The organism is Cupriavidus sp. AU9028 (assembly GCF_019795295.1).
Taxonomy (GTDB): Bacteria; Pseudomonadota; Gammaproteobacteria; order Burkholderiales; family Burkholderiaceae; genus Cupriavidus.
In genome coordinates, this window is sequence record NZ_JAIMCG010000002.1 from 311145 (window position 1) to 325029 (window position 13885).

At 63.9% G+C, this 13885-nt stretch carries 11 protein-coding genes; 3 read left to right on the forward strand and 8 right to left on the reverse strand.

Going from position 1 to position 13885, the window contains the following annotated elements; all coding sequences use genetic code 11:
* Nucleotides 1-33 precede the first annotated feature (33 nt).
* Nucleotides 34-1581, forward strand: a complete 1548-nt coding sequence (locus K6V06_RS03700; RefSeq protein ID WP_222240217.1) for an AAA family ATPase — start codon at nucleotides 34-36, stop codon at nucleotides 1579-1581.
* A complete protein-coding gene (locus tag K6V06_RS03705; RefSeq protein WP_222240218.1) occupies nucleotides 1574-2533 on the forward strand; it encodes a DUF4435 domain-containing protein in 960 nt (319 codons plus the stop codon). The genes K6V06_RS03700 and K6V06_RS03705 overlap by 8 nt, the downstream gene beginning before the upstream one ends.
* 210 nt (nucleotides 2534-2743) lie before the next feature.
* On the opposite strand, the gene K6V06_RS03710 is transcribed toward K6V06_RS03705, so the two are convergent.
* The 8 genes from K6V06_RS03710 to K6V06_RS03745 form a co-directional block, all read right to left on the reverse strand.
* Nucleotides 2744-5863: an efflux RND transporter permease subunit gene (locus K6V06_RS03710; protein WP_222240219.1), complete on the reverse strand. Its 3120-nt coding sequence runs from the start codon at nucleotides 5861-5863 to the stop codon at nucleotides 2744-2746.
* Nucleotides 5864-5867: 4 nt separating this feature from the next.
* Nucleotides 5868-7031 carry an efflux RND transporter periplasmic adaptor subunit gene (locus K6V06_RS03715; protein ID WP_222240220.1) on the reverse strand — a complete coding sequence of 388 codons (1164 nt, stop codon included), beginning with the start codon at nucleotides 7029-7031 and terminating at the stop codon, nucleotides 5868-5870.
* Nucleotides 7032-7033: 2 nt separating this feature from the next.
* Nucleotides 7034-8332 carry a TolC family protein gene (locus tag K6V06_RS03720; protein WP_222240221.1) on the reverse strand — a complete coding sequence of 433 codons (1299 nt, stop codon included), beginning with the start codon at nucleotides 8330-8332 and terminating at the stop codon, nucleotides 7034-7036.
* A 166-nt stretch (nucleotides 8333-8498) separates the two neighbouring features.
* The gene (locus K6V06_RS03725; protein ID WP_222240222.1) at nucleotides 8499-8948 is read right to left on the reverse strand and encodes a cobalt-zinc-cadmium resistance protein; all 450 of its coding nucleotides are present in this window, start codon (nucleotides 8946-8948) and stop codon (nucleotides 8499-8501) included.
* Between the two features lie 420 nt (nucleotides 8949-9368).
* Nucleotides 9369-10238 carry an ABC transporter permease gene (locus K6V06_RS03730; RefSeq protein ID WP_222240223.1) on the reverse strand — a complete coding sequence of 290 codons (870 nt, stop codon included), beginning with the start codon at nucleotides 10236-10238 and terminating at the stop codon, nucleotides 9369-9371.
* A complete protein-coding gene (locus K6V06_RS03735) occupies nucleotides 10238-11116 on the reverse strand; it encodes an ABC transporter ATP-binding protein (RefSeq protein WP_222240322.1) in 879 nt (292 codons plus the stop codon). Before K6V06_RS03735 ends, K6V06_RS03730 begins: the two co-directional genes overlap by 1 nt.
* Nucleotides 11117-11141: 25 nt before the next feature.
* Nucleotides 11142-12095: an ABC transporter substrate-binding protein gene (locus K6V06_RS03740; RefSeq protein ID WP_255581593.1), complete on the reverse strand. Its 954-nt coding sequence runs from the start codon at nucleotides 12093-12095 to the stop codon at nucleotides 11142-11144.
* A gap of 223 nt (nucleotides 12096-12318) precedes the next feature.
* The gene (locus K6V06_RS03745; RefSeq protein WP_255581567.1) at nucleotides 12319-13275 is read right to left on the reverse strand and encodes a TauD/TfdA family dioxygenase; all 957 of its coding nucleotides are present in this window, start codon (nucleotides 13273-13275) and stop codon (nucleotides 12319-12321) included.
* A gap of 210 nt (nucleotides 13276-13485) precedes the next feature.
* Here K6V06_RS03745 and K6V06_RS03750 point away from each other — a divergent pair, with 210 nt between their 5' ends.
* The gene (locus K6V06_RS03750) at nucleotides 13486-13875 is read left to right on the forward strand and encodes a hypothetical protein (RefSeq protein WP_222240225.1); all 390 of its coding nucleotides are present in this window, start codon (nucleotides 13486-13488) and stop codon (nucleotides 13873-13875) included.
* Nucleotides 13876-13885: the final 10 nt, after the last annotated feature.

A 13885-nucleotide genomic window follows, 5' to 3' on the forward strand; every position in this document is an offset into this window, starting at 1 on the left:
GAGAAAAAATCAACCATCAGGAAGACAAATTAAATGCCAGAGACATCGTGGACATCCCCGGCTTCCGAACCGTCGATTGTAGAGCACTTCAGCATAGAGGGTCTTTACGGCTACAGAACCGTGTCCCTCGCTTCAAAGTATGCAGCGACGATTCTGATTGCGCGGAATGGAGCAGGCAAGACAACTCTTCTAGGAGCGCTGGATGCTTTCCTGAAAGGGCAGTTTTATCGACTTGCAAGCGTAGAATTTTCGACCATTAATTGCAAACTACGCGGCGTCGACGACCTCTTAACGCTTGACAAGCAAGACGTAGAAGCCATTGCCGCACCCCCATCAAACAAGGACCTATTAAGGACGGCGGCGACTATTGACGCATCTCCATCCGATCTCTACGAGTTTATACAGTCCGACTACATAAAACGACTTTCCCGCGGTGAGACCATCAATTTCGGTGAAAGCGAGATCCACGACAGTCTCATGCGCTCAGTGGTGCGCTACGATAGGGACGAAATTGTTCGTCTTGCAAACAGCCTGCTCTCATCCGTCGAAGAAGCGCACCCTCGTATCGCTGACGTGCGTAAGAAAGTGCGCGCTGCGCTCGAAGGGGCGGAAGTTGTCTATCTGCCTACTTACCGACGTATCGAGCTACCCCTTCCCGCCGAAGATTCTGATGAAATTCTGTTCCGCAGGCGTAAAAGCGTATCCGAGCTACTAAATATCTCAAAAAATGGGCTATTCTCGGGCGACATCAATTTCGGGCTCTCCGACATATCAGAGCGGCTCACTTGGCTCAACGAACGTCTCGTAAACGAGGCAAACCGCGGTTACAGCAAAATAAGCGCTGACATTATAAATGAGTTAATCAGCGGAGCGTTAGATCGTGAGGAGCCAGATGTACCAGAGCGACCAAGCAAGGAATCGCTCAATCTTTTCTTCGCTCGACTAAAATCAGCCCGCCGACGTTCGCATAGCGATATAGCCATACCAAAATTCGACAACATATACGACAGAAGCATTTCGTACGAATCTAACCGGTTTCTAACATATTTCCTTAGCAAGCTCAATCAAGTAATCAAAGCGACACGAGACATTGATCTAATGGTCGATGGCTTTGTTGAATCTTGCAATCGCTATCTATCGTCGGAGGACTTGAGCACGGAAATTGGGCGACTCAAAGCTCGAAATCGAGGGTCCATTAGCACGGACGACAAATATCTCCTGCTGGATCGAGAGGCGCTCAAGGTGAACGTGGTCAGCGTCCGGACAGGAAGAAAGATATCCATAGAGTCCCTTTCTTCCGGCGAAAAGCAGATGATCTCGCTGTTTGCCAAACTCTATCTTTATCCCGGGAAAAAAATCATTCTCGTTGATGAGCCGGAGCTGTCGATGTCCATGGACTGGCAACGGAAGATCCTTGTTGACGTAATCTCGGCGCCGTTATGTAGTCAAGTCGTAGCGATTACACACTCTCCATTCGTGTTCGATAACGAGCTCGAGCCATATGCGAAACCCCTTTTTCTTAGAATAGACGCGGATGCGGTCCGCCGACTCCACCGTACAGAGGACGAGTCGAATGGATGATTTTCAAGAGGCCGTGATGGAGGAGCTTTCGTATCTGGAGGATATGAAGAGCTCCCGAGGAGTGGCGGCAGTACTCAAAGCCCGGCTGGCCCAGATCAGGTCTTCTGCGCCTGACATACCCATTCTTTCTTTCGAAGGGCCGGACGACAAGCTCATTTACTATGCGTGGACTAGCCGTGTTAGACCGGGATTTAAATACGAACCTTTTGTTTGCAACGGAAAGGATGGCGTCCTCACACTTAGACGTATGGTGCGGAGGGATTTGGGGAATATCGGAGAGGGAGTTTACTTTCTTATTGACAGGGATTTCGACGATCTTCGTGGCGAGGAAGAGTCCGACGATTTGTTCATGACCGACCTTTACTCGGTTGAAAATTACCTTGTAGACGAGCAGGTATTGGACGAATTACTCAAAAACGAATTCCACTGCCACGGCGGACCAGTCGAGCGCAAAAAGATAATCGAAATCTTCGCCAAGTTGTACGATGAATTTCAAACTATTGTCAGGCCCATCAACTATCGGCTATACATTGCGCGCAAGCTGAACGTTGAACTTGCGGGACGACTTCCAGACCGCATTGCGAGAATCGCATCCGTCTCGCTATTTGACGTCAAACCGGCTGGTTCCGATGCAGCGAGACTAATAGAATTTACGCGCGAGCCGTCCGCCGATGAGGTGCAATCGATTCATAATGAGTTCGCCAATCTGTCGCCCAGAGACCGATTTCGGGGAAAGTTTTTTTTGCTTTTTTTCCTGAAATGGTTAGAGCACTTAGCTTCCGATAGAAATTCGGAGAACCCTAAGTGCTTCCAGAGCACGAATTGCGAAATGAAGGCAAACTTCTCCTTACTAACACTCGGAGCACTTGCAGGAAAGAGTCCGATGCCATCGGGTTTTGCAGAATTTATAGATCGCGTAAAGGCCCCGAGGCCGCTCCAAAGGGCGGCTTAAACAAATAGCAGAAGCGGGATATTGAGAGAGCCGTGCATCGTGCGAAAGTTTCCCCAAAACAAAAGGCCATGGGCATCCTTCCCTGACGCCGATGGCCCTTAGGGCGTTCCATCCGCAAGAGAAAAGAGAAACGCCGTGCGGCTCCCCGCACGGCGCTCCTTCGGGCGTCAGGGAAGTCCTCGACCTCCCTGATCAAACTACACCTGACCCCTACACCGCCTCATCCTTCGCCGGATCCACCTTCCGATCATCAAACCAGCGATACAACGTAGGCACCATCACCAGCGTCAGCAGCGTCGAAGTAATCAACCCCCCAATCACCACCACGGCCAGCGGCCGCTGAACCTCGGACCCCGGCCCAGTAGCAAACAGGAACGGCACCAGGCCCAACAGCGCAATCGTCGCCGTCATCATCACCGGCCGGAACCGCTTTTCAGCGCCGTGCCTGACGGCCTCGTCCAGCTCCATCCCGCCATCACGCAAATTGCGGATATACGAAACGAGCACGACGCCGTTCAGCACCGCAATCCCCCACAGCGCAATAAAGCCCACGGAAGCCGGCACCGACAGATACTCGCCGGTGACCGCCAGCCCGATGATCCCGCCGATCGATGCGAACGGCAGCACCGTGATGATCAGCGTGGCGAAGCGCAGCGAGTTGAACAGCAGGAACAGCAGGAAGAAGATCGCGGCGATAGTGATCGGCACGATGATCTTCAGGTGGCCCATGGCGCGTTCCATGTTCTGGAACTGGCCGCCCCACTCGTAGTAGTAGCCTTCGGGCAGCCGCACCTTCTGCGCAGTCGCCTGCTGCAGTTCGGCGACGAAGCCGCCGAGGTCGCGGTCCTTGACGTTGATCATGACCACGACACGGCGCTTGGCCATTTCGCGGCTGATCTGCGCGGGGCCGTCGCTGACTTCGATCTTGGCAACGCTTTGCAGCGGCACCTGGATGCCGTCAGGCGTGGTGACCAGCAGCTGGCGGATCGACTGGACATCGTGGCGGAAGCGCTCGGGCAGACGCACTGCCGCGCTGAAGCGGCGCTCGCCTTCGAAGATGTCGGTGGCGCGCTTGCCGCCAATCGAGATCTCGATGATGTCGTGGATATCCGAGACGTTGAGCCCGTAGCGCGCAATGGCCTGGCGGTCGATTTCGATCGACAGGTATTGCTGCCCGGTGATGCGCTCGATGCGGATGTCCTGCGAGCCCTGAATGCTGCCGGCCACGCGCGCGACTTCGCCGGCGAGTTCGCGCAGTTCGCCGAGGTCGTCGCCGAAGATCTTGACGGCGATGTCGGAGCGCACGCCGCTGACCATTTCGTCGATCCGGTCCGAGATCGGCTGGGCCATCACGATCTGCACGCCGGGGATGGCGCGCAGTTTTTCGCGGATGGCTTCGGCGATGTCGTCCTGGGTCCAGCCGTCGGGCCACTCGTCGCGGTCCTTGAGGCTGGCGATCGGGGTCGATTCGTTCTGGCTCTGCGGATCGGCGGGGCTTTCGCCACGGCCGACACCGGAGACGACGGACTTGACGCCGGGTACGCTGAGCACCAGCTTGTTGGCCTCCTTCTCCAGCTTGATCGACTCTTCCAGCGAGATGTTGGGCACGCGGTCCAGCGCCGGAACGATGGAGCCTTCCTTCATCTCGGGCATGAACGAGGAGCCGAGCAGCGGCACGACGCACAGCGTGGCGATGAAGAGGCCAACGGCGCTGAACACGGTCTTGCGGCTGTTCGCCAGCGCCCAGTTCAGCATGCGCAGGTAGTGGCGCTTGAGGAAGGCGATCACCTTGGTGTCGTGCTCCGCGCCGCCCTTGAGCAGGTAGGAGGACAGCACCGGCGACAGCGTCAGCGACAGCACGAGCGAGATGGCGAGGGCGATGGCGATGGTGAACGCCAGCGGGGCGAACATCTTGCCTTCGGTGCCGGTCAGCGTCATCAGCGGCAGGAACACCAGGATGATGATGCCGACGCCGACGATGACGGGCGTGGCGACTTCCTGCACGGCCTTGACCAGGACTTCGGTCTTGGAGATGCCAAGTTCTTCCTTGCGTCCCAATCGCTCGAACGCATTTTCGACCACCACCACGGAGCCGTCGACCATGAGGCCGATGGCGATCGCCAACCCCCCTAGTGACATGAGGTTGGCCGACAGGCCGACATGGTTCATCACCATGAAGGTCAAGAGCGGCGTGAGCACCAGCGTAGCGAGCACGATGACGGAGGAGCGCAGGTCGCCAAGGAACAGGAACAGCACGATGACGACCAGCACCACGCCTTCGAGCAGCACCTTGGTGACGGTCCACAGTGCGGCGTCGACCAGCTCGCTACGGTCGTAGTACGGCACGATCTGCAGCCCGCCGGGCAGCATGCCGCGCTCGTTGATCTCGGCTACCCGAGCCTTGACGCGGCTGACGATCTCCTTCGCGTTGCCCGCGCGCATCATCATGACGATGCCGCCGACCGCTTCGGTCTGGCCGTTCTTGATCAGCGCGCCCTGCCGCACTTCGTGGCCGATGGTGACTTCGGCAACGTCGCGCAGATAGACCGGGGTGCCGTCGACTTCCTTGAGCACGATGCTCTGCAGGTCTTCGACGCCGTTGGCCAGACCCACGCCGCGGATGAGGTACTGCTCAGCGTAGTGGGGCAGGATGCCGCCGCCGGAGTTGGCGTTGTTGCGCGCCAGCGACTCGAATACCTGTTGCACGGACAAGCCGTAGTGGCGCATCCGGTCGGGGTTGATCAGCGCCTGGTATTGCTTGACGTAGCCACCCTGCGAGTTGATTTCGGCGACGCCGGGGATGGAGCGCAGCATCGGGCGAACCACCCAATCCTGCACGATGCGGCGCTCGGCGAGCTCTTCCTGCGTCAGTTCGCGGTCGCCGTCGTCGGGCCGGTCCAGCGTGTACTGGTAGACCTCGCCCAGACCCGTGGATACCGGGCCGAGCACGGGCGTGACCCCTTCAGGCATGCGGCCGGCGACTTCGATCAGCCGCTCCATGACGAGCTGGCGGGCGAAGTAGACGTCGGTCGCGTCGGTGAAGACAAGCGTGATCAGCGACAGGCCCGCCTTGTTCAGCGAGCGCATTTCGACCAGCCCGGGCAGGCCGGTCATGGCGATTTCGACCGGGACGGTGACGAAGCGCTCGACTTCCTCGGGCGAACGGCCGGCGGCTTCGGTGGCGATCTGCACCTGGACGTTGGTCACGTCGGGGAACGCATCGACCGACAGCTTGGTGGCCGCGCGCAGGCCGAAGAAGAACAGCACCACGGCGATGACGCACACCACCAGCCGCTGGTTGATGGCGGATTGGACTAAGGATCGGATCATGGCGTCAACCTTGCTCGAGTCGCTTGCGCTCGTTGTCGAGATGGAAGGCGCCATTGACGACCACGCGGTCGCCCGACTTCAGTCCGCTTTGCACGACGCGCATGCCGTCGCTCTCCGCACCCAGCTTGACCTTGACCGCGCGATAGGTGTTCTCGCCCTGCTGGACGTAGACCTGCTCTTCGTTGCCATCGCGCACGACGGCCGAGCCCGGCACGACCAGGCGGTCGGTCGGCTTGCTGGCGATCAGCATGCTGGCGAGCATGGCGGGCTTGAGCCTGCCGTCGCGGTTTTCCAGCTCGGTGCGGACCAGCACGGTGCGCGATTGCGGGTTGACGGTGCGGCCGACGTAGATCAGCTTGCCGGTGATGCGGTCGCTGCCCTGCCCGTTGGCGAGCGACGGTACCTGGATGTCGACGGATTGCCCTTCGGCGACCAGCGCGGCCTGCTGTTCGGGCACTTCGGCGACGACCCAGACACGCGAGAGGTCGGCGACGGTATAGAGGGTCTCGGCCGGCTGCACGACCTGGCCTTGCGCGACGTTGCGCTCGACGACGGTGCCGCCGATGCTCGAATAGACCGACGAGATCGAGTTGATGCGGCCGGTGCGGGCCAGCTCGTCGATGGCCTTGGCGGACATGCCGAGCACGCGCAGCTGGTCGCGCGCGGCGCGCATTTCGGCGGAGGCGATGGCGTACTCGCTCTCGCGGCGCTGCAGTTCGCCGCGGCCGATCACGTCGGCGGAGAACAGCTGCGTGGCGCGCTCGGCATTGCGCTGCTGCAGTTCGGCCTGGGCGGCGGCACGTACAAAGGCCATCTGCGTGGTGCCCAGTTCGGTGCTGTGCAGTTGCGCCAGCACCTGGCCGGGCTTGACTTCGTCACCGAGCAGCGCATGCAGCTTGGTGATGCGGCCGGTCACGGAGGCGCCGATGCGCGTGACGCGTTGCTCGTCGAAATCGATGCGGCCGGCCACGTGCAGCACTTCGCTGAACGGGCTGGTAGTGACGGCGGCCACGGTCAGGCGCTGTTGCAGCTCGGGCGCGGGTTGGACGACGCCCGGCGGCAGCTTCGGCGCTTCGGCGGCCGGTGCGCTGTCTTCCGAGGAGCAGGCGGCAAGAACGAACATCATGGCGGCAGCCGCCGCCAGGGTACGAATGGATTGGGGGCGCATGGTCACGGTTGCTTCGGTTCGTTGGAGGTGGCGGCAATGCCTGCCGGATTCTGTCCGCTGAGAGGTGCACCGGTGGCGGGCACCATCGACAGCAGGCGCTCGATCTGGATCGCGGCCATCTGTTGTTCGTATTGCGCGGCGATCAGCTCGTTGCGCGCGTTGCGCAGCACGCGCTGCGCGTCGATGAAGTCAAGGATGCCGCGCTCCCCAAAGCGGTAGGCGGCTTCGGCCACGGCCAGCGCGGACTCGGCCTCGCGCACGATGCCGGACTCCAGCGCAGACACTTGCGCCTGGGTGATCTCCAGCTGCCGGTAGGCGGATTCCAGCTCCTGGCCCAGCTCGAATTCGCGCGCCTCATAGGCGTTGCGCGCCTGCACGGACTGCGCAACGGCCTCGTTGACCGGACCGCGGCGCCGGTCCCACAGCGGGATGGTGAGCACGAGGCCGACCTGCGAGACGTTGTTGTCCGGCTCGCGCGTGGTGGTGGCGCGCACGGCGACTTCGGGCAGGCGCAGCGAGCGCTGGTAGTCCACCGACAGGTTGGCGCGCTCGAGCTCCATCCGGCGCTGCACCAGCTCGGCATTCTGGCTGGCCAGGCTCTGGCGCATCACGGCGAGGTCCGGCAGCGCGACCGTATTGCTCAGCGTGCCGGTCAACGCGAACTCGGGCGGCAGCACGCCGCCGACCTGCTGGCGCAGCGCGGCCTTGGCCTGGTTGACGCGGTATTCGGCGCTCTGCAGGTTCTTCTGCGCGGTCAGCAGCTCGGTCTCGGCCTTGATCAGCTCGTAGCGCGGCGCTTCGCCGACCTCCACGCGCAGGCGGGCCCGCGAGTGGATCTGCTTCATCATGGCGAGGTCCTCGCGGGCGGCAGCGAGCTCGCTTTCCCGGCGCAACACGCCGTAGTAGTTGGTCTTGATGCGCGAGGCCAGGTCGGCATAGAAGGCGTGCAGGCCGGCCTGCGAGGCATCGAGGCCCCGCTCGGCCATCTCCTGGCGCAGCGCGCGCTGCTGCGGATAGTCGAAGCGCTGCGTCAGCGAGAAGCTGGGCGCGCTGCCTTCCTGAACACCGGCCTGACGGCCGCGCAGGCGGCCGTACATCATTTCGACCTGCGGGTTGGGATAGGCGCCGGCACTGACGATGGCGGCACTGGCGGCGTCGACGCCGGCCTGGGCCGCGACGACGCCCTTGTTGGAGGTTTGCGACAGAGCGAGCAGCTGGTCGAGCGTGTAGGTCTCGACGGCAAACGCCGACGACACCCCAAGCGACAGTGCCGCTATCAAAGTGAGCGTAGTGATCTTCATGGCAACGGAATAAAGCCGGACCACTGCATGCCCGGCCATTCGGCGCGGAGGAATTCGCGGCGATGGCCAGCGCCCGCGCGTCAGCGGAGGACGCGGCGGGACGAAACACGCAGACAGGGGAGCGCCACCGGACCGGCAGGTCGCCGGTCAGGCGTCGCGAGGGGAATCAGGCGAGGAGGATGGGAGGCTTGTAGACGGCGTCCGGCAACGGCGGCGCGCGTCCATGTCCACCCTGCGCAATATCGCTTTCCAGCCAGGGAAAGCGCAGCGGGGGCAGTGCGATGAGGGCGCTCGACTCTTCGATCTCGTCGAGCACATCGGGCGGATCGAGCAGATCCGCCGACCAGATGTTGCAGTAACCGCGCGGCGTGGGCTCGGCCAGATCCTCGGGATGCAGGCCGTCGTCACCGGGGGCTTCCATGCGGGTGCCGTCGTCCTCGGCGGCAAAGCCCTTGGCCGGCGGCGCGACGGTCTTGACGACCGAGGCCAGCGTACAGGCCAGCGCGCCGACGCGCAGCTCGCGCGCCTGGGTATCCGACGCGCGCGTGCTCGCCGCTGCCCCGGAGGACAGCGACAACAGGCATATCGCGATCAGACACATCCACAACGCTTGCATGGAGCGGGGCGGGATTCCCTGGTTACGGTGCCGGCCGGCGGAGGCGGTTGCGCAAGCGCGCAAGGCGGACTGCCGGCAGCAGAATATTGTTGATGCAGCACGGCATTGTAACCGAATGAAAGCTGATTGCAGGGTTCTCCCTAAGCTTGTTACCTCAATATGACGGTTTGGCGATCACTTCCAAGGTTGTGCGGGAGGCGAGACGATTTGATGGTTTTCCCCTCGCCCGCTTGCGGGAGAGGGGAGCAAACCAGCAGTATTGGGGCTACCTGCCGGTGTTCCCCCTCTCCCCTTCAAGGGGAGAGGGTCGGGGAGAGGGGTTGGTCTTCCCCACGGTGGCATCACGACGGCCCGCTACCCTCTCCCCGGGCCCCTCTCCCGCAAGCGGGCGAGGGGAGCAAACCAGGGGTACCGGACAGGCTATCGCACCATCCCCCAGCGCCGCACGCTGATCCGCTCCACGCTGCGGAACACCAGGTTCTCCACCAGCAGTCCGATCAGCACCACCATCGCCAGACCGGCGAACACGCGGTCGGTGTAGAGCTCGTTGCGGTTCTGGAAGATGTACCAGCCCAGGCCGCCCTGCCCCGAAGACGCGCCGAACACCAGTTCGGCGGCGATCAGGGTGCGCCAGGCGAAGGCCCAGCCGATCTTCAGGCCCGACAGGATGGCCGGGGTGGCGGCGGGGACGAGGATCAGCGCGACATAGCGTGGGCCGCGCAGTCCATAGTTGCGCCCCGCCATCCGCAGGGTCTCGGGGACGGCGAGGAAGCCGCCATAGGTGCTCAGCGCCAGTGGCCACAGCACCGAATGGACCAGCACGAAGATCAGGCTGTCGGCGCCCAGGCCAAACCAGAGCAGCGCCAGCGGCAGCAGCGCGATGGCGGGCAGCGGGTTGAACATGGCAGTGAGCGTGTCCAGCAGGTCGCGCCCGAGCCGCGTGGAGACGGCCAGGCCGGTCAGGGTCAGCGCCAGCACCACCCCGACCGCATAGCCCTGCAGCAGCAGGCCGAGCGAGATCGCCGCCCGCGCCGGCAGGTCGCCGGAGCGCCAGCCGTCGACGAACGCCACGGCGGTGGCCAGCGGTCCCGGCAGCAACAGGTCGTTGCCGTGCCAGCGGGCGGCGGCCTCCCACAGGATGGCCAGGCCCGCCAGGATCAGCAGGCGGCGCAGCCACGCATGGCTCCACAGCCGTTGCGGCGCGGGCAAGGCGCGCTCGATCGATGCCACGTCGAACGGTTGCAGGGTCCGCTCATACTCGGGGCGCACGACGGAAGAATTTGCCGGCATTATCGTTTCTCCTCATGGGCCGCGGGCGCGCTGCCCGGCTCGTCCTCGTCGAACAGCAGCCGGTGAATGCGCCGGGCCTGCGCCTGGAATTCGGCATCGGCGGCGGGGTTGTCGCGCGCGTGCAGCCCGGCGCGGGGGCTGTTCAGCTCGGCGCGCACGCGCCCGGGATGCGGCGAGAGCAGCAGGATGCGATTGCCAACCAGCAGCGCCTCCTCGATGGAATGGGTGACGAACAGCAGCGTGAAGGGCGCGTCCTCCCACAGTTCCAGCAGCTCCTGCTGCATGCGCCGGCGCGTCAGTGCGTCCAGCGCGGCGAAGGGCTCGTCCATCAGCAGGATGCGCGGGCGCATCGCCAGCGCCCGCGCGATGGCCACGCGCTGCTTCATGCCGCCGGAGAGCGTATGCGGATGGGCATCGGCAAAGCGCGCCAGACCCACCTTGTCCAGGTAATGCTCGGCCCGCTGCGCCGCCTCCTTGCGCGACAGGCCGCGTGCCTGCCGCAGGGGAAAGGCGATGTTCTGCCGCACGGTCAGCCATGGCCACAGCTGGTCGAACTCCTGGAACACCACCACGCGATCGGCGCCGGGGCGCTCCACCTGCTTGCCGTCCAGCAGGATGCGGCCCGCGGCGGGTTGCACGAAGCCGGCCACCGCCTTGAGCAAGGTCGACTTGCCGCAGCCCGAGGGACCAAGCAGCACGAAGCGATCGCCTTCCTGCACGCTGAAATCGACCTCGTGGGTGGCGCGCACCACGCGGTCCGGTGTTCGGTACTCCAGCGTCAGCGCTTGCGCGCGCAGCACCGGGTCGGCCGCCGCAGCGGCGGACCGCCCCGTCGTGTTGCCCTCCGCTTGCGGCGCGGTGGACTCGCTCCAGCGCATCCGATGTCGAAGCACGGCATCCATGTCAGCTCCCCGAGGCGGTGACCGGGTCCTGGAAGAAGTAGTCCTGCCAGGAACGCGGCCGATTGCGGATCGCGCCGATCCGATGCATGAACTCGGCGAGCTGGAAGGTGTTCTGCGGCGCGACGCGGAACTGCACGCGCGGGTCCTTGAGCAGGCCGACCAGCAGCGCCCGGTCGACCTTGGCCTGGTTCACGCGCAGATACAGGTCGGCCGCGGCTTCCGGCTGCGCGGTGACATAGCGCGCGGCGTCGGCCAGCGCATCGACGAAGGCGCGGTACGTCTTCGGATTCTCGTTGCGGAAGCGCTCGGTCGCATAGAGCACCGTCGCCGAGCTGGGACCACCCAGCACCTGGTACGAGTCCAGCACGATATGCGCCTTCGGGTTGGCGGCGAGCTCCTGCTCCTGGAACGGCGGGTTGGCGAAGTGCGCGGTGATTTCGGTACCGCCGGAGACGATGGCCGCGGCGGCATCGGGATGCGGCATCGCCACGGTCCACTTGTCGAGCTTGTCGAATGCCTTGTCGCCCCACTGCCGGGCGGCGGCCAGTTGCAGGATGCGCGACTGCACCGAGACACCGACGGCAGGCACGGCAATGCGATCCCGTTCGCTCAGATCGGCGATGGTCTTCACACTGGGATTGTTGCTGATGAGGTAGTACGGAAAATTGCCAAGCGAGGCGACCCCCTTGACGTTCTGCCGGCCATGGGTGCGATCCCACACCGTCAGCAGCGGGCCGACGCCGGCGCCGGCGATATCGATGGCGCCCGACAGCAGCGCGTCGTTGACGGCCGCGCCGCCCGACAGGCGCGTCCATTCCACCTTGATATCGATGCCCTGCTTCTTGCCATGCTGCTCGATCAGCTGCTGATCGCGTACGACGTTCAGCAGCAGGTAGACCACGCCGTATTGCTCGGCGATGCGAATGCGGCCTTCCGCATGCGCGGGTCGCGCCATGCCAAGGCCGAGGCCGGCCAGCACGAGGATCAGGGCGAACGCCACGGCGTGGCGCAGGGAACGGCTCGGCAAGGACGAGCGAAGGGACGGTGCGTCCATGAGGGCTCCGGAAACAGGATGACTACGGGGTAGTTGGGTACGCAAGGCGGGCGCGGCGGACACCATGCCGCCGGCCCGGCTCGCTTGACGCAGCGCAGGCAGCGGGGGGCTGCCTGCGGCACCATCAATAGGGCTGGTCGCCCTCGATGGTGGTGCGGTACATCAGGCGACGCAGATGCGGCGGACAGCCGGCGGCCAGATGCTGCAGCGACCGGTTGTCCCAGAACACCAGGTCGTGCGGCTGCCATCGATGCCGGTAGACGAAGGCCGGCTTGACGCTGTGCGCAAAGAGTTCGTCCAGCAACGCCCGGCTTTCGTCCTCGGGCAGGCCGACGATGCGGGTGGTGAAATGCTCGCTGACAAACAGCGCCTTGCGGCCGGTCTCCGGGTGCGTGCGCACGACCGGATGCGTGACGGGCTTGACCTGCGCAATCTGCTCCGCGCTGAGCGCCGGCCGCCACGGGCTGCGCTGGCGCAGCTCCTCGTAGCGGGCCAGATAGGTGTGCTCGGCCACGCGGCCCTCCACCGCACGGCGCAGCGCGTGGGGCAACGTTTCCCAGGCCAGATGCTGGTTGGCGAACAGGGTGTCGCCGCCCTCCTCCGGCAGCTCGCGCGCGTGCAGCAGCGAGCCCAGGCTCGGGCGCTCCTTGTACGACAGGTCCGAATGCCAGAAGTGGCCCGCATCGCCCAGGCCGATCGGCTTGCCGTTCTCGACGATATTGGACACCACCAGCACTTCGGGATGACCAGGCAGCGCGAACTGGTGCAGCACGTGGATCTGCAATTCGCCGAAATGGCGGCTGAAGGCGATCTGCTGCGCCGGCGTAATCCGCTGATCGCGAAAGACCAGGACGTGGTATTCAAGGTGCGCCGCATGAATGCGGGCCAGGGCCTGCGGCGACAGCGGCTGCGACAGGTCCAGCCCGACCACTTCCGCACCGAGCGGCGCGTCGAAGGGCCGGATGGCGAAGTCCTGGTGCGCGGTGCCGATCAGAAAGGTGTCCGCGGCGGGGGCGCCGGCCAGCTGCGGCAGCAGGCCGAGATTCACACCGGTCGGGGAGGCACTGCGTTGCATCGACATGGGTTTCGCTCCGGTCTGTCATCGAACTGATATCGAACTGATATCGATTGATAGCAGCGATGATCCGGCGCACGGCGTGGCACGGTCAACGAATCAAAACGCGCACCCTTATCCGTAAATGTCATATGCCTGGCCAATTGCTTGCGTTCCGCGGCGCTGGCCCGGCTTGTGCTTCCCCTCCTGTCATCCCCAGCACTTGTGGAGGCAGTGATGCGCATTCTTCAAACCCTTGCCCTGCTGGGCTGCACCATCGGCGCAGGCGTCGCCGTGGCCCAGCCCGCCAACGTCCCCCTGCAGAACGAGCGCGGCAGCGGCACCCATATGTCGCGCCCGAACGAACAAGGGGCGGCACAACCCTCGACCTCGGAAGGCCGCGCCGTTCGCTCGAACCCCGGTGGCCTGGGGACGCTTGACAGCGCCAATCCCGGCGCGCCGGGCAACAAGGACGTCCCCTCGCCGCGCACGCAGGATGCGCGGCCGGTGACGGCGCCCAGCAGCAAACCGTTGCAAGGCAGCCCACGCGAGCGCGACCGCAGCGGCGGCGCAAGCATTGACCAGACCCGGGAGCCGAGCACGGATCCCAAGGAGTCCGGCTCCTGAGGAACGGGCG

Excerpts from the sequence above, each read along its gene's own strand:
- K6V06_RS03700 (WP_222240217.1), top strand. The coding sequence starts at position 34 with ATGCCAGAGACATCGTGGACATCCCCGGCTTCCGAACCGTCGATTGTA.
- K6V06_RS03705 (WP_222240218.1), top strand. The coding sequence starts at position 1,574 with ATGGATGATTTTCAAGAGGCCGTGATGGAGGAGCTTTCGTATCTGGAG.
- K6V06_RS03710 (WP_222240219.1), bottom strand. The coding sequence starts at position 5,863 with ATGATCCGATCCTTAGTCCAATCCGCCATCAACCAGCGGCTGGTGGTG.
- K6V06_RS03715 (WP_222240220.1), bottom strand. The coding sequence starts at position 7,031 with ATGCGCCCCCAATCCATTCGTACCCTGGCGGCGGCTGCCGCCATGATG.
- K6V06_RS03720 (WP_222240221.1), bottom strand. The coding sequence starts at position 8,332 with ATGAAGATCACTACGCTCACTTTGATAGCGGCACTGTCGCTTGGGGTG.
- K6V06_RS03725 (WP_222240222.1), bottom strand. The coding sequence starts at position 8,948 with ATGCAAGCGTTGTGGATGTGTCTGATCGCGATATGCCTGTTGTCGCTG.
- K6V06_RS03730 (WP_222240223.1), bottom strand. The coding sequence starts at position 10,238 with ATGCCGGCAAATTCTTCCGTCGTGCGCCCCGAGTATGAGCGGACCCTG.
- K6V06_RS03735 (WP_222240322.1), bottom strand. The coding sequence starts at position 11,116 with ATGCGCTGGAGCGAGTCCACCGCGCCGCAAGCGGAGGGCAACACGACG.
- K6V06_RS03740 (WP_255581593.1), bottom strand. The coding sequence starts at position 12,095 with ATGGCGCGACCCGCGCATGCGGAAGGCCGCATTCGCATCGCCGAGCAA.
- K6V06_RS03745 (WP_255581567.1), bottom strand. The coding sequence starts at position 13,275 with ATGTCGATGCAACGCAGTGCCTCCCCGACCGGTGTGAATCTCGGCCTG.
- K6V06_RS03750 (WP_222240225.1), top strand. The coding sequence starts at position 13,486 with ATGCGCATTCTTCAAACCCTTGCCCTGCTGGGCTGCACCATCGGCGCA.